The following is a 14,746-nucleotide window of genomic DNA, read 5'->3' as shown; positions in this document are numbered from 1 at the left end:
GTGACATGACACAAGACGAACAACAACGTACACGCCAAGGAATCTTGCTTGCGATTGGCGCGTACACCATGTGGGGAATCGCTCCCATATACTTCAAATCTCTCAGTGAAGTATCCCCTCTCGAGATCCTGAGCCACCGTGTAGTATGGTCCTTTTTTCTACTCGCTTTACTGCTGCACGTTGGTCGTGGCTGGCGCAAAGTGCGCGATACTTTGACTTCAAAACCGAAAATGATGTTTTTGGTGGCAACTTCACTTTTAGTGGGGGCCAACTGGCTGATCTTCATCTGGGCAGTCAATGCCAATCATATGCTGGATGCCAGCCTCGGCTACTACATCAACCCTTTGATTAACGTATTGCTTGGAATGTTCTTCCTTGGTGAACGTCTGAGAAAACTTCAATGGTGTGCGGTGGCGCTTGCGGCTATCGGTGTGCTTATCCAGTTAATCGCCTTTGGTTCGATTCCAGTTGTCGCTATCGCACTGGCCTTTTCTTTTGGTTTCTATGGCTTACTCCGTAAGAAAGTGAACCTAGAAGCGCAGACTGGCTTGTTCATTGAGACCTTAGTGATGCTGCCAGCGGCGGCAATCTACTTATTATTCATTGCAGACACAGCGACGTCAGACTTTTTGGCGAATCCAATGCAGCTAAATTTACTGCTGGTCGCTGCGGGGGTAATTACCACTCTGCCACTACTTTGCTTTACGGGTGCAGCAACCAGACTCAAGCTTTCGACACTGGGCTTCTTCCAATTATCTTTAATAAAGCCCATATTTTTAAAACTAGAAACCAACTCTCAAACCCCTAGACGCAATGGGTTCATCAAGATTTACTCTTAAATTTTCATTACAAAAGCACTAATTTTTGTAAAGGTCTAATCTGACCTGCAGATTTTCACCCCCAAACTCCCTATTTCTACCTAAAAATCCTTTACACTTTTTTCGCCATGTTTATGTCGGTGGACATTAATGTTTGAAACTTTTCTTCTTCCGAAGTGTGTTTCAATCGTGACAACCAGAAGCCAAGAATGACGATAAAGATCGAAACTTAGACTCAGTCAACGTGGCCATCCAAAGAAAGTGTGACAACAAAGTTTGTCATTACTGAGGGAACACAAACGCGTCAGTGAATCTGCTAAATTAGCATCTCACGGATAATTTCAGTTATTACGAACCTCCAATCAAATGACCACATTAATTTCCAAACGATGAAGCAACTATCTCAGTTTGATATGGATTACCGTAGAAATATGACGCAACTTAAATCGTTACTACTTTCTAAACAATAGTTACATGAGTTTTTCTACAAAAGATAGGCAAGGAACTAGAAGCCAACTCCATATTCCAATACTATTAATCCACATAAACAATCTAAATTTTTTTGATTCACTCTTAACTCGATATCTTATAAAAGGGTAGGCTATCCAGTACCTTGTTAGACGGCTGACTATTGAGTAAGAGGTTTGGAATTGCCATCTTAGATAACCTTTTTCATCGTAAAGTTTGTCTAAGTTTTTAGCTAATTGCTTATCAATAAAAACAATGCGTTGTACATTACCTAAACCAACCACAGCACTCATGAGTACGCCAGGGACTCCCCATATGATGGCGTAAATTGCAAAAAATCCACTTATAACGTTAAGAAAATCACTCAAAATAAGTCCTCAACTAGCGCTTCAGTTGCTTCTGTCAACTCGAGGGCTTTTTCATACACAATATCTCCTGTACTCTTACCAATAGTTGCCCCTATAACACCGCCAGCAGCGCCTCCAACGACGAATGCACCAATTGAAGCTATAGCAAGAACAGGGGCAGATGTAATCCCGACAACACCAAGGACTAACAAAGTCCCTGAAGCTGCCCATTGCCCCGTTTGTGCTCCAACAAGCCAACCTCCAAGAAAGCCACCAATTTCACGAGTCGTTTTTTTGCCGCATTCTCCTGAGCCGTCAACAGAACAGGCATCATAAATATTCTTCGCACCACTTGCCGCCCCAAGCACTAGTCCTACGTAGCCGACCCCACGAGATGTAATGATACCAATCGCCACATTTGCCATACGCTTACCTAAATTCGGTACGATACCTTTTGCAATAATCTCATCAGCATTATGAATGATTGAGCGAGTTGAAAGCTTAAGGTTGCGTCTAATCTGTGTATAGACAGGGATTTGAACGTTACGCTTGGATAATGCGGCAAAGCTACCATCTAACTTTTTAAATAGCGAGGCTCGCTCTGCGACAAAAGAGCCATAGTTAACACTACCAACGCGACTCGCCATCGCCACCTGTGATACGTAAAGATGGTTTATTTCAAGAAGCACACCATTGATGTTTTTTAAATGTTGTTCAACACCCGCCGCTACAGCACCAACTCCTATTGATGCATCAGCATATAGGTCAGTTGGAAGACCGTCCTCCTCAATTTTTTTGATTGCTTCGCAAGCATAATAGTCTAATAGCTCAAAGTGTCGATTAACGGTAGCAACTTGTTCTTCAGTTAGTTTCGCTAACTCGGCACTGGCTGCTTTTGCTTCCACTATAAGAGTATCAAGCTTACTTCTATGTGTTTCAGTGGTTGGCTCTTTAGTTGGTATTACTACTATTTCTCCCTGTCGTACTGGGTTATTCAAATGCGTGTTATATTTCTTCAAAATCGCTTTGATGTCTTCACTTGTTTCTGAAGAGAAAAGGCTTTGCCAATAGTTATCAAGAGGCTGTGTTTGTTCTACTTGGGTAAAACCAAGTTCAAATTCTGTTGCAACGTCAGAGACTGTTTTGATATTTACCACAGGGATGTCTTTTTCGACCAACCCTTCGTGATTGATAGAAACAATGGAAGTATCAACCAAGCAACGTCCCGTGTAGTCATAGAAAGTGTTTAAAGGGTGATTGAATTTCTTCGGTGGTTCAGGTGGTATCGCATACACTGTTTTTTGTTGGATGGTCGATGGTTTTTGCTTCTGCACATTCAGCGATGCGCCTACAGATAGAGACATCGGATCTGCGTCATACTGAGGGTTAAGATCCAACAAAGCTTTCGGGGCAATACCGTATTGGTTGGCAATCTTCGCCCACGTTTCTCGTGTTCCTGTTTCGGGATCGGTTTGAACAATATGATTAACTGGCTCTGGTTGCTTTTGTTCGGCAGGCTTCGCTGTTTCACTTCGTTTAATTATGGGGTGCTTGGTCGCCTCAAGTAACTGAGGAATATCTAATTTCACCCCATGCTCGTTCAACCAATCGTCGGTCAAACTATCTAACTCATCACGAGTAATTTGTCTTTCTAGGTAAACGAGATACTGATTTTCAACAACTTTCCCCCCAAGCTTCCAAAAGACCAGAATGGCTGTTTGATCCGTATTGAAACCTCTTTCTGGATCAAGTCGCTGATGCCTGCTTAGGGTGGCATAAAAACTCCAACGTTGATCACCCTGTAAACGGTACTCTTGTACCAACTGGTTGTCGTGGAAGTGATAATAAAAACCTTCGGTAGGGAACCCTAATCGTTCGCCCAATTGCACGGTAGGTGTCACGGGAATAAACCCTTCATTAGCAACTTGTGCGCCGATATTCCTGACTTTGACGGAATGTGTAGGAGAAATTCCCATAGGGCGAGAAGCAACTTGAGCGACAAGTCGTTTAGGCTCATCAAATGCAGTCTGTATTGTGTAGCGGGTGCCATGTTCTGTCTTTGTTTCAACCCAACGCCCTAGTTCCACTTCATTCTTTGTTTTGGTCAAAATAAAGTGGCAACTCCCAGCCTGACATACCGAATCTTGAGAGCACGCAATTTCAAAGCTGTATTCATACTTTAGCTTCGGTGATTCATCTGAGTAATCAGGTCTCGGAGGCTCTGGAACATACGTTGGCATCGGTAATGGGGGATGCAGGCTCTGATTTCGACAGTAACCAGCGCTGCTTCCACTCATTCGAGTTCTAGCTAGCAATGCACTTTGTGCAGCAGGTTCAACGTTATCGGTAGCTTGAGAGTTCAAAGACCAAGTTTTACCTCCTCCCATCGTTCCTGACTCAGAGAGCAGCATCGGTATTGAGGGTGAGTCAGTCAGTAAAACAAGGTGTCCTTGCCTTAGCTGCTCCATGAAAGCTTTAAACTCCATGCCTGACGGAATTGCCGTCTTCAACTCGTTTTCATTGAGTTCATTAAAGCCACCTTCAACTTGTCCAAACTCATAAGCCATTAACTCTGTGATCCGTACAACTCGATAGCTCATATCACCTTGACCTGATTAAATATTTCACGATTTCATTTTAACCACTATGCCATAGATAACATATTGAGCTTAAAATGATTTATTGAATGAAAATCACATATTGACATGAAGATATGCGGGTTTAGGCATTGAAAAACGCCATTCACCACTGAAGGGGGGATGATGCTCTTTCTCCTAGGTTCGGATTAGACTTGATCGGGGAAATGTACGCTCTCTAAATTGTGTAGAGTATTGGTTCTAAGTGGTTTTGGGGCAAAACCTTCTGAGAGCGAAAGACATACGACGATAAAAAGCATCGAAAAGTTTCGAACTTTATTGTCATAGTTCTAGTCTTTATTGTCGAGTTCAAACTTTAATGTTCGACGACAGTTTACTAAAAAATAATGGTGCATCTACGCTTCACACAACATTAAATATTTTAGGATCTAGTTATAAAGACAGATATGCAAGTGGTTGTCAAAAGAAGTTATTGAATTATCATATAAACACTATTTTATTCAAGGATAACGTAATGACGTCTAGCAGTGTTCAGCCTAATAAACAAGTATTCAAGCTATCGTACGACATGGAAGAGACCGCAGATCATACAATTGATGCTGAAACACTCGGACATTCAATTTTAAGTATGACTAGCACCATAAAAAATGCGAACAAACTTCTTAACGGTGAAAACTCTGATTTACAGGTTCAGGTTCGAGCTCATCAGGAAGGATCATTTATGGTTGAGTTTGTTACTTGGCTCAACAACGGTGGTGCGGATGTTCTGAAAACTTTAGGTATTATATCAGCCGTTGGGGTCGCTGGAGCTAATACTGTTCTAGGAGCTATGGAAGAGTTAAAAGGTCGAAAAATCGTTGGAAGCATTCGACGTAGCGGTAAAGTTATCCTCAAAACAAAAGACGGTTCCGAGCATGAACTAGAGCCTGATGTGGCAAAAATCTTGCTGGATAAAGATGTTCGTAAAGACATTGAGACTGTATTCAAGACACCGATAGAGAATAAAAAAGATGCCAAATTGGTCATCAAAAATGAAAGTAATGAGGAAATGAAAGTTGTTGTAAGTGAAGATGCAGCAACCTTCAAAAAACTACCACAGAAAACACTTGAAGAAGTGGAAGAAGAAACAAAGCAGATGACAATTCACTTTTCTCAGGTAAACTTCGAGGCAACTACAGGCTGGAAATGTAAGCTACCGAATGGTGAAATCGAGTCTGTACGCATGAATCATGAAGCATTCATTCATCGAATTAATCAAGGGTATGAAGAGTTTTCAAAGACTAAGCCTTGTTTGGTGATGATGAAAACCGTTAAGACCACCAAAGCCGATGGTTCGGTTAACATTCGCTATACTATTGAAGAAGTTATTCGACAGTTAAATTAAAACTATGAATCTAGAGCACGATACGATTATGAGTTTACTTTTTACGGTTGGGATATTTATGTCTCTGCCGTGGATTGCTCGTATTTGTAAATTATTGGGACGTGCTGCCGTAATTTATTTAATTCCATCAAAAACGACGACGATAACGTTAACTCTTGATAATGAAGGAGATAAATCTGAAACAAGAGTTATCGAGCTTAAAAATACGGATGCAATCGCCGATGTTATTTTAAAGGCTACGGGACATATAAAGCGTGACTGAATCTGCTCAAAGTTCTAAGGTAAAAGTTTCGCCTGGTTTCTCTGTTGGCGGGGCTTCGACCGCCGTTATTGCTGCATATAACGCATGGGGTGACCCACAAAATGCAGCATTTATAGCAACAGCAGTTCCAGTTGTTATTGGTGCTTTATTTTGGTTGTCTGAGTACGCATTTTCCGCTATTGGTCTCAGACCTCTTGCTGAGTTAAAAATATTACGAAGTTTTGATTCTGATATCAAAAACCTAGAAAAAAGAATGAAGAAAGCTCAAAAACTTGGGTATTCTCAAGATGATGTCAATTCTCTTATCCAACAGCATAAAAAGTTAGTGATTGCGCGAAGTGAGATGAGCTCTAGCTTATCCAAAGTTCAAGCTCAATAAAATAAACCCATAATATATGGGTTTATTTGTACCGTAGTCAGTTGATTGAATTAAAAAGCCTAATTCATAATAACGTATCAATCATATCTGACCACCCACACCTTTAAACTTCTCAACAAAAGCAGCTATCTTACGGAACACAGTCTGCTTGAGCGTTCGGTATTTAGGGTTGAGCGGGCTTAACTTCGGCAATGCTTCTGTCAGCGCGGTGCCATTCTCAGATGCATACTCACGCTTCAACGATGAAGTGATATAGCGTTTAGCGGCCTCTTCATTCAATTTTTCAGAATCAATGATCGCCTCTGCTTCGCGTTTTTGTTCTGCTTGTGCAAACTTGAAAAACGCGTCAATGATGCTGGCTTTATCACTAATTTCGTCTAGGTTGGTTTGATTAATGAAATCAACAACTAGACTCTCTTTAGCCCGGTTACCAAGGCTACCACGGATAAGACGGCGCACTTCATCGATTAACCCTTCTTTGCTCTTGTTCTTCTTATTGTGTTCAAAGATCAGCTCAAGAATGTAATCCAGATTAATTTCTTGCGATTTAAGTAAATCGACCTCAAAAACGACATCGTCCCAGTCCATGGCCGGTTTATCTTTTTCCTGGCCTTCTTTCTCACGACGTAACCAATCACGGGTATCGTTATAAGTAGAACGATAATCCTGAACCACACGTTCGTTTGGCATTTCTATCGTTTGCATAACCGCAATGTCTTCATCGTTCAGATAATATTTTTCTTTGAACGCTTCAACAGCCTGCTCATCACTGGTATCTAGGTTTTGCAGCGCTTTAAGACCGGCGAATTCATCATAGTTCTGTAGGATATTTTCCGCTTTAAGGTATTCGCCAAACAACTTAGCAAAGTCTTTTTTATCTTGTTCTTTTACGATGTTTTCAGGGTTAGGAAAACGCTCCTGCAACTCCCTGACAATCTCAACAAAACCACGGCGAGCCTGACCTGTTACGATATCGGTAAAGCCTTCCATGTACTCTTTGTAGCTTTTTTCGAGTACAACGTTCTTCGTGTTTTTATCCCCAAACAAGGTAATAGCATCAACGGTCGCTTGTTCTAGGTCTCGGAAAGTCACAATGTTGCCAAAGGTCTTAGTCGCATCATAAATACGGTTAGTCCGAGAGAATGCTTGCATCAAACCGTGATAACGTAAGTTCTTATCAACGAATAAAGTGTTCAGTGTTGGCGCATCAAACCCAGTTAAGAACATCCCAACAACAATCAGCACATCGATTTCTTGCTTTTTCACTCGCTGAGCAAGATCGCGGTAGTAGTTTTGAAAACCATTGCTGTCTACACCAAAGTTGGTTTTAAACATCGTGTTGTAATCATCAATTGCAGCACTTAAAAACTCTTTAGCACTGCTATTCATCGCCGTCACTTCAAAGCTTTCATCTGCGATATCACCGATGGCATCCTGCTCTTCATTTGCAGCGAAGGAAAAGATAGTCGCGACTTTTAGTGGCTTTTCAGCGTCTTTCTGCAGTTGCGAAAAGGTCTCGTAGTAGGCTTTTGCTGCATCCACACTACTTACTGCAAACATGGCATTAAAGCCTTTTGCGCCCTTATAAGCCCGATGCGTCTTCTGATTAAAGTTATTTAAGATGTACTGCGAGATCTCCCGAATACGCATGGGGTGCAAGAAAGCTTGTTTGTTTTCAGCAGCGCTTAGCTTTTTGTCATCTTGCTCTGTTTCAATACTCTTGAACTGAGGACGTACATCGTTGTAGTCCACCTTAAACTTAAGGACTTTTTCATCACGAATAGCATCAGTAATGACGTAGGTGTGAAGTTGCTGACCAAAGACACTGCCGGTTGTTTCTGCTCCAAGCGCATTGTCAGGAAAAATAGGCGTTCCAGTAAAACCAAATTGGTAATACTTTTTAAATTTCTTCTTAATGTTCTTTTGCGCTTCACCGAACTGGCTACGGTGACACTCATCAAAAATAAACACGACTTGCTGCTTATAGACAGGCAAATCGCTTTCACTCTTGATTAAATTGTTGAGCTTTTGAATGGTGGTAACAATGATTTTGTTATCGTCTTTATCCAGGTTACGTTTAAGCCCTGCGGTACTCTCTGAACCATTCACACTATCTGGTGAAAAGCGCTGGTATTCCTTCATGGTCTGATAGTCGAGGTCTTTACGGTCAACAACAAAGAATACTTTATCTACAAAATCGAGTTTCGTCGCTAATCGTGCCGCTTTAAAACTGGTTAGTGTTTTACCCGAACCGGTGGTATGCCAAATATAACCCCCGCTTTCTGTATTGCTCCAGTTTTTGCTGTTATAGGCGCTTTGAATCTTCCACAAAATGCGCTCAGTCGCCGCTATTTGATAGGGACGCATCACTAGCAGAGTATTGCTGACATCAAACACGGAGTAACGCAGAATCACTTCCAGCAAGGTTTCTTTTTGGAAGAAGGTTGCCGTAAAGTCTTTTAAGTCTTTGATGAGATTGTTGTCTGACTTCGCCCAGTTCATGGTGAAGTCATAGCTGTTTTTATTGCGCTTAGTGGTATTGGCGAAGTATCGAGTATCGGTACCATTGGATATCACAAACAGCTGTAAGTACTTATATAAAGAATTGTCAGCATTGAAGCTTTCTTTGCTGTAGCGATGAACCTGGTTAAAAGCTTCACGAATCGCTACACCGCGCTTTTTCAGCTCAATTTGAACCAATGGTAAGCCATTGACTAAGATAGTCACATCATAGCGGTTAGCATGGCTGCCTGTCTGTTCGAACTGTTTAATTACCTGAACTTTATTTCGTGCGATAGTTGTCTTATCAAACAGGTAAATATTTTCAATATGACCATCATCAAATACAAAATCGTAAATATAATCGCTGTGTACTTTACGAGTTTTCTCGATGATGTTGTCACTTGGTGTATTTAGGTACTGTTCCTGAAAACGTCCCCACTCAGCGTCGGTAAACTCAACTTTATTGAGATCTTGAAGCTGAGTCCGCACATTTGCCATCATTGAGTCTGGGGTAGTTAACTCAGGCAAAAACTCATAGCCTTGATTCTGCAAATCCTGAATCAGTTCTCGTTCTAAATCACTTTCACTTTGATAACTATCACTAGGCTGCAATTGTTTGGTGTATTTATCTAAGACGATAAAGTTATTGGATTCTGCAATCGTTTTATAGTCAGTCATTTTGCGCTTCCTGCTGCCAATAGCTGTAGTTCACCATTAAATTGTCCAACAGAAGCTTCACTGTTTGTTTTTCTTGTTCATTTGGTTCTGAAATAACTTCACTGGACAGAGAACTATGGCTAGTAAATTGAATCATTCGGTTTAAATAGGCCTGTTTATTACCAGGGACAGTGTTTAACAGCTCTCCCCATTCAGGGTACCCCAAGAATCCTGCTGTTTTTTCGTATAAATTACGCAGCAGCATAAAGTGATAACGCTCTATTTGATTGTGCTCTATAGCTTGTTCGAGGAGCTGTTTTAAATGCAAGTGATATGAAAAACTCTTGTTGGAATCACCATACTTAACATTCAAGTTAAATGTACCATCCTCAAAGCGCTCCAATAGGTAACAACCGTCTTTTTTGTTGCCTTTCTTGAGTCCCAACTCGTTGTGAAGAACGTTGTAGAAAAGTGGGCTATGGGTCGTGATAATAAACTGAAGCCCTCGGCCACCGGTAAAATCGCTGGACTTAATTAATGCCGCTAGATCGACCGCCAACTGAATAAGATGGTTATCGTCTAAGGAGCTAACAGGATCATCAATGAACACATAGTTTAGCTTATCGAAGGCATTAGTTTCTCTATCGTCGATTTCGGGAACATTGAGCACTTCAATCACTTGTTCAAGCAAGCTATAGAATACGCTCCAAATCAAGTTGCTTTCTTCACCCTTAGAAATTTTTAAATTCCCTAAATGATCGTCATCCCCAGCTACTATTGAAAAAGAGACTTCGGAAAAATCAGCACTAAACTCCGGGGTCAATTTACTGTTTGTCAGACGTTGAAAATGGGCAACGATGTTCTGGTCTTGCCCTTGGTCTTCAAAAACCCATTTCGTAAAAGCGTTTGGATGTATTTTTAACTTTCGAGTTTCGTCCGCTTCCAAATCGTTATCCCAATAAAAAAGGTCTTCGGTGAAAGCGTTATAGTAGAGGATATTTTTGTTCGACAGCCCTAACAGATCTTCAGCATCCTCTTCATTTATTTCAGCTGCAAGCAATTCCTTGAATGCTCGTGACAGCCGAGTTTTTCCTGAACCATTAAACGCATAGATTAACTGTATTTTCTTAGGCGAATTTTTGAGTTGTTCTGCGATTTCTATTAGTGATTGTCCCATATTATGCGGCTACCTCATTCTTAGGAAAACTCAGCAGTAGATCTCGATAATACTCGTATTGCTTTTGGCGTAATTCTATTTCTCTCGGCAAACCATCAGAGATTGAAGCAGTGAGTGTATGGAACTTATCTAACACGGATACAATATGTTCTTTTTCTTCAAGCGAAGGATTTGGAATACTAATACTGTTTAAGTTCTTTTTATTCAACTTTGGCTGTGCAGCTCCTGAAATGTAAGGGGTTAGATCGATACTATTCAGGTAGTACTCTACATATCTTCTCTCAGCATAAGTTTCAAACTTCAGCACATGAGCGTGATTATTTACCCAGTTTTTTCCACTAATACTAAATGCAATCGGTGTCTTTCTTGCCAACAAGTTTGCTCCATCTTCTGAAACGAGCAAAAAGTCTCCATCAAAGATAAAGTTTTTAACATAATCAACAATACCGGACGCACCGTAGTAAGGAATATTACCAGGTTCCCTCTGCCCACTAGTTATTGGCTTGCGTTTTGAATCTAAGTTTTCAGCGAGCTCCCCTAATGACTTCCACTCAACATTCGCTTCATCAAAGCTAAGCAATTGATTACGATAGTAGTTGTATTGTTTTTCCCGCATGCTAAGCTCATTGGTCAACTCATTGGTCAACGATGTAAATGCATCCAAAATGCGCACAATTTCGACTTGGATTTTCAATGATTTCTCTGGGTCTTCAGGACATGGAATTGGAACTTTAATTTTAGCTAGATTATCTTTTGATACTCGACGTACCTTGATCCCTGTGATGAATGGTCTTTTTTGCTCTTGGAATGCTCCTGTTTTAAAAAAGTAAGCTAAATATTTAACATTTTGTTTATGTCGATATAGCATCATATCGCCAGAAATAGCAGTTTGCCCCCCAAGCCATGCTAAAGGTTTAACTACATCCTCATCATTTTCTGAAGTCGTTGCTAACAATAAATCGTTTTTTTCAGCTTTTCTCAGTTTACCTGCCAACTCATCAGAAACATAAGTAAATGTTTTATCAGCATATAAACCGTATCTCGTATAGATCTGACCATAGTGAATCGCGGGAAACCCCGTTTCAACAAGGTCTTTTTTTTGCAGTCCGTTACCACGAACAAATTCGCCAATTTCCCCCAAAGCCTGCCATTCGACTTTAACACCATCGAGAAGCTTTTCTAGATAGCTAAAATTACTCATGCGCCCTGAACCCCACCTTCAATTTCCGCCACAATAACGTCAATATCAGAGCGAAGTTGATCGATTTTGGCTACTGTAGCCTTTAATTCAATATTAAGCTTCGTAATATCCACAACTTCTTGAGTATTCTCTGCTTCCACATAGGTACTGACCGATAAGTTGTAGTCATCTGTTATTTCATCTAATTCAACTGATTTTGCAAAGTGGTCAACGTTTTCTTTGCTAGCGAACACGTTCATGATGTCTTCGATATGTTGATCCGTCAGCACGTTGTTATTGGTTTCTTTTTTAAACAAACCACTGGCATCAATAAACTGTGTTTTTGTATCGATTTTACGCTTAGACAAAACTAGGATATTTACCGCAATAGTGGTACCAAAGAACAAGTTTGGAGCTAGCGAGATGACAGTTTCAACATAGTTATTATCAATAAGATATTTGCGTATTTTTTGTTCCGCCCCACCACGGTAAAAAATACCGGGGAAGCACACAATAGCGGCCCGACCTTTGCTAGAAAGGTAACTAAGCGCATGAAGCACAAAAGCAAAATCGGCTTTAGATTTTGGCGCAAGCACGCCGGCAGGTGCAAAGCGTTCGTCGTTGATTAGCGTTGGGTCATCACTACCAATCCATTTGACCGAATAAGGCGGGTTAGAAACAATAGCGTCAAATGGTTTATCATCACCAAAATGAGGTTCACGAAGAGTATCGCCCAACTGAATATTGAACTTGTCGTAGTTGATGTTGTGCAAAAACATATTCATACGAGCCAAGTTATAGGTCGTGTGGTTGAGCTCCTGACCAAAGAAGCCATCTTCAATGATATGAGCATCAAAGTGCTTCTTCGCTTGAAGTAGCAAAGAGCCTGAACCAGCAGCAGGGTCGTAAATCTTATTAACGCTGGTTTGTCCATGCATAGCTAGTTGGGCAATCAGTTTGGAGACGTGTTGAGGCGTGAAGAATTCTCCTCCGGATTTACCGGCATTCGCTGCGTAATTTGAAATCAAGAACTCGTAAGCATCACCAAACAGGTCAATCTGGTTTTCGTCAAAGTTACCTAACGGTAGATCTGCGACTCCTTTTAATACTTTAGCTAAACGATCGTTTTTCGCTTTTACAGTGTTACCTAAGCGGTTACTCGTAGTATCAAAATCCGCAAACAGGCCTTTAATGTCTTTTTCTGAATCGTAACCGTTGGCTGAGTTTTCGATATCTGAAAAGATAGCAGCAAGGTCAGTATTTAGGTTCTCGTTTTTAGACGCATTAGCGACTACGTTGCTAAATAACTGACTTGGATAGATAAAGTAACCTTTGGTCTTAATCGCATCATCTCTGGCAAACTCGATATTTTCGTCATCATCCGACATAGCTGCGTAGTCTACGCTTTCATCGCCACCGGTAATGAAGTGAACAAAGTTTTCACTGATAAAGCGATAGAACAAAGTGCCTAGTACATACTGTTTAAAATCCCAGCCATCTACTGAACCACGAACATCGTTGGCGATCGCCCATATCTGGCGTTGCAGGGCGGCGCGTTGCTGGCTACTTGTCATTTTTATTATTCCTGTTTCAATTCGTTTTGAGCCATTATGAGCTCATTATCTGTCGAGCATTATAACGAGCAAAGGAGTGCGAATCTAACAGCTTGTTGTAAAAGTACTAACTTCAGATTAATTCAAGTCAACATTCATAAAAACAAGGATTTAGCATGAAAGTTTGCCTTGATGATGAACGACCGACTCCGAAAGGATAGCATCGGCTTTACTGGTCTGAAGAAGCTATTGCCATGCTAGAGTAAGGAACGGTGACTGAAATCAGCCTATATCATGATCTGGGAGATGATGCTCATGGTACCGGCTATGATGTGGTTTTGTAGATTGAAGAGGCGGTTGCAACGCAAGGTTTTCAACCACCGGTTATACCGGTTCACAGCGCGAATTCATCAGCAAGACAGAAAATGGAATCCGGAATCTCTAATATCAAACGGTTAAGTACGTTGGGTTGAATCTCTAGAGAAAAAAATACAAGCCACTCTCGTTTCCCTATATGATTTGAATTATGTATATAGCTGCGTTTACGGTAAAAATTGCTGCTACTTTCACCCCAAACGATACCAGATGTCTTTTGTATGTATCAGCAATCGCTTGCTCAACTTCTTGCAGTTCAATCTCTGTACGCTTTTCTTGATATAACCAAATGCCATCAAGTACCTTTTTAGCGGTTCCTGGTTTCCATTGTTCGTACAACTTTAGTCTTTCAAGAGAAGGGAACTCATCAATGTTATTTCTGCTTTTGATAGAAGCAGCTATCTGATCAACAGTTCGTCTCTTTTTCAAAAGCATCGGCATTGCCCCAGTAAGTTAATTAATAATCCGCTGATTTTAAGCCGCGTATTTTAGAAATCAGTTCACTAGTAACGCCCTTTCCAAACTCTGAACGTAAGTAACGATCCGGGTAATGTTGTAATAGCTCTTCAGAGCCGACATCACCACAGACATACCATTGGGCTTGCAGACTGTGAGTATGGGCTAACATCTGACGGACTGAATTGTTGTCGTCCATATGCGTTCTGAAGGGTAACTCTGTGTCAGGGGCTAATTCATCGCCAGTAAACACACCATTTTCAATAAAACATGTACGAGTGTGGCAAGTTCCCAAAGGGTAAAGTAGTAGCCCTGCTTCTGACGCTGCACTTCTAAGGCCATCAACAGCATTTGAATCGGGCCTCACCATTTTTAATAAAGTCGTTGCTCTAGTTTTTAGCCATTCGTCAAATGCAGCATATAGACTTTCCTTACTGTGAATGTATTGATTTGAATACAAAAGGCTAAGCGTATCAAAGTACAAAATCTTCATTAAAAATCTCCTATTTGCGTATTCGGATTTACTTGATCATATTTCAGCCTTATTCACAAAAGCGCTTTTTCAAGTACACTCCCATCCTATATCACTAC

Annotated in this window: 11 protein-coding genes and 1 pseudogene; 4 read left to right on the top strand and 8 right to left on the bottom strand. The window is 40.9% G+C overall.

Annotation, left to right across the window (positions count from 1 at the left end):
- Positions 1–5: 5 nt before the first annotated feature.
- Positions 6–752: pseudogene (gene rarD, locus F0251_RS20295) on the top strand (EamA family transporter RarD); the annotation flags it as partial.
- Between the two features lie 536 nt (positions 753–1,288).
- Here the strand turns inward: rarD and F0251_RS20290 are convergent.
- Both F0251_RS20290 and F0251_RS20285 read right to left on the bottom strand, forming a co-directional pair.
- Positions 1,289–1,654, bottom strand: coding sequence for a hypothetical protein (locus F0251_RS20290; RefSeq protein WP_005451200.1), 366 nt, complete (start codon positions 1,652–1,654; stop codon positions 1,289–1,291).
- Positions 1,651–4,233, bottom strand: a complete 2,583-nt coding sequence (locus F0251_RS20285) for a hypothetical protein (RefSeq protein ID WP_253821643.1) — start codon at positions 4,231–4,233, stop codon at positions 1,651–1,653. The genes F0251_RS20290 and F0251_RS20285 overlap by 4 nt, the downstream gene beginning before the upstream one ends.
- A gap of 511 nt (positions 4,234–4,744) precedes the next feature.
- Between F0251_RS20285 and F0251_RS20280 the strand changes: the two genes are divergently transcribed.
- The 3 genes from F0251_RS20280 to F0251_RS20270 are packed head-to-tail and all read left to right on the top strand — an operon-like array spanning position 4,745 to position 6,255.
- Positions 4,745–5,614, top strand: a complete 870-nt coding sequence (locus F0251_RS20280; RefSeq protein ID WP_085626973.1) for a hypothetical protein — start codon at positions 4,745–4,747, stop codon at positions 5,612–5,614.
- A gap of 28 nt (positions 5,615–5,642) precedes the next feature.
- Complete coding sequence (locus tag F0251_RS20275; RefSeq protein WP_130243318.1) at positions 5,643–5,876, top strand: hypothetical protein; 234 nt, start codon at positions 5,643–5,645, stop codon at positions 5,874–5,876.
- On the top strand, positions 5,869–6,255 hold the full coding sequence (locus F0251_RS20270) for a hypothetical protein (protein WP_085626977.1): 387 nt from the start codon (positions 5,869–5,871) through the stop codon (positions 6,253–6,255). The genes F0251_RS20275 and F0251_RS20270 overlap by 8 nt, the downstream gene beginning before the upstream one ends.
- Positions 6,256–6,336: 81 nt before the next feature.
- On the opposite strand, the gene F0251_RS20265 is transcribed toward F0251_RS20270, so the two are convergent.
- From F0251_RS20265 to F0251_RS20240, 6 genes are all read right to left on the bottom strand, one after another.
- Positions 6,337–9,435: an HsdR family type I site-specific deoxyribonuclease gene (locus tag F0251_RS20265; RefSeq protein ID WP_085626979.1), complete on the bottom strand. Its 3,099-nt coding sequence runs from the start codon at positions 9,433–9,435 to the stop codon at positions 6,337–6,339.
- Complete coding sequence (locus F0251_RS20260) at positions 9,428–10,591, bottom strand: AAA family ATPase (RefSeq protein ID WP_085626981.1); 1,164 nt, start codon at positions 10,589–10,591, stop codon at positions 9,428–9,430. The genes F0251_RS20265 and F0251_RS20260 overlap by 8 nt, the downstream gene beginning before the upstream one ends.
- Before the next feature lies 1 nt (position 10,592).
- Positions 10,593–11,792 carry a restriction endonuclease subunit S gene (locus F0251_RS20255; RefSeq protein ID WP_110097402.1) on the bottom strand — a complete coding sequence of 400 codons (1,200 nt, stop codon included), beginning with the start codon at positions 11,790–11,792 and terminating at the stop codon, positions 10,593–10,595.
- Positions 11,789–13,345: a type I restriction-modification system subunit M gene (locus F0251_RS20250; RefSeq protein WP_085626985.1), complete on the bottom strand. Its 1,557-nt coding sequence runs from the start codon at positions 13,343–13,345 to the stop codon at positions 11,789–11,791. The genes F0251_RS20255 and F0251_RS20250 overlap by 4 nt, the downstream gene beginning before the upstream one ends.
- A 489-nt stretch (positions 13,346–13,834) precedes the next feature.
- Positions 13,835–14,134, bottom strand: a complete 300-nt coding sequence (locus F0251_RS20245) for a hypothetical protein (RefSeq protein WP_085626987.1) — start codon at positions 14,132–14,134, stop codon at positions 13,835–13,837.
- A gap of 22 nt (positions 14,135–14,156) precedes the next feature.
- Positions 14,157–14,648 carry a hypothetical protein gene (locus F0251_RS20240; protein ID WP_171731685.1) on the bottom strand — a complete coding sequence of 164 codons (492 nt, stop codon included), beginning with the start codon at positions 14,646–14,648 and terminating at the stop codon, positions 14,157–14,159.
- Between the last annotated feature and the right edge of the window lie 98 nt (positions 14,649–14,746).

The organism is Vibrio sp. 070316B (assembly GCF_013114115.1).
In the GTDB taxonomy this organism is placed as follows: Bacteria; Pseudomonadota; Gammaproteobacteria; order Enterobacterales; family Vibrionaceae; genus Vibrio; species Vibrio chagasii_B.
The sequence above is the reverse complement of the archived record's forward strand: the minus strand, read 5'-3'. Positions and strand labels throughout refer to the sequence as shown.

Excerpts from the sequence above, each read along its gene's own strand:
- F0251_RS20250 (WP_085626985.1), bottom strand. The coding sequence starts at position 13,345 with ATGACAAGTAGCCAGCAACGCGCCGCCCTGCAACGCCAGATATGGGCG.
- F0251_RS20260 (WP_085626981.1), bottom strand. The coding sequence starts at position 10,591 with ATGGGACAATCACTAATAGAAATCGCAGAACAACTCAAAAATTCGCCT.
- F0251_RS20265 (WP_085626979.1), bottom strand. The coding sequence starts at position 9,435 with ATGACTGACTATAAAACGATTGCAGAATCCAATAACTTTATCGTCTTA.
- F0251_RS20255 (WP_110097402.1), bottom strand. The coding sequence starts at position 11,792 with ATGAGTAATTTTAGCTATCTAGAAAAGCTTCTCGATGGTGTTAAAGTC.
- F0251_RS20285 (WP_253821643.1), bottom strand. The coding sequence starts at position 4,233 with ATGAGCTATCGAGTTGTACGGATCACAGAGTTAATGGCTTATGAGTTT.
- F0251_RS20275 (WP_130243318.1), top strand. The coding sequence starts at position 5,643 with ATGAGTTTACTTTTTACGGTTGGGATATTTATGTCTCTGCCGTGGATT.
- F0251_RS20280 (WP_085626973.1), top strand. The coding sequence starts at position 4,745 with ATGACGTCTAGCAGTGTTCAGCCTAATAAACAAGTATTCAAGCTATCG.
- F0251_RS20245 (WP_085626987.1), bottom strand. The coding sequence starts at position 14,134 with ATGCTTTTGAAAAAGAGACGAACTGTTGATCAGATAGCTGCTTCTATC.
- F0251_RS20240 (WP_171731685.1), bottom strand. The coding sequence starts at position 14,648 with ATGAAGATTTTGTACTTTGATACGCTTAGCCTTTTGTATTCAAATCAA.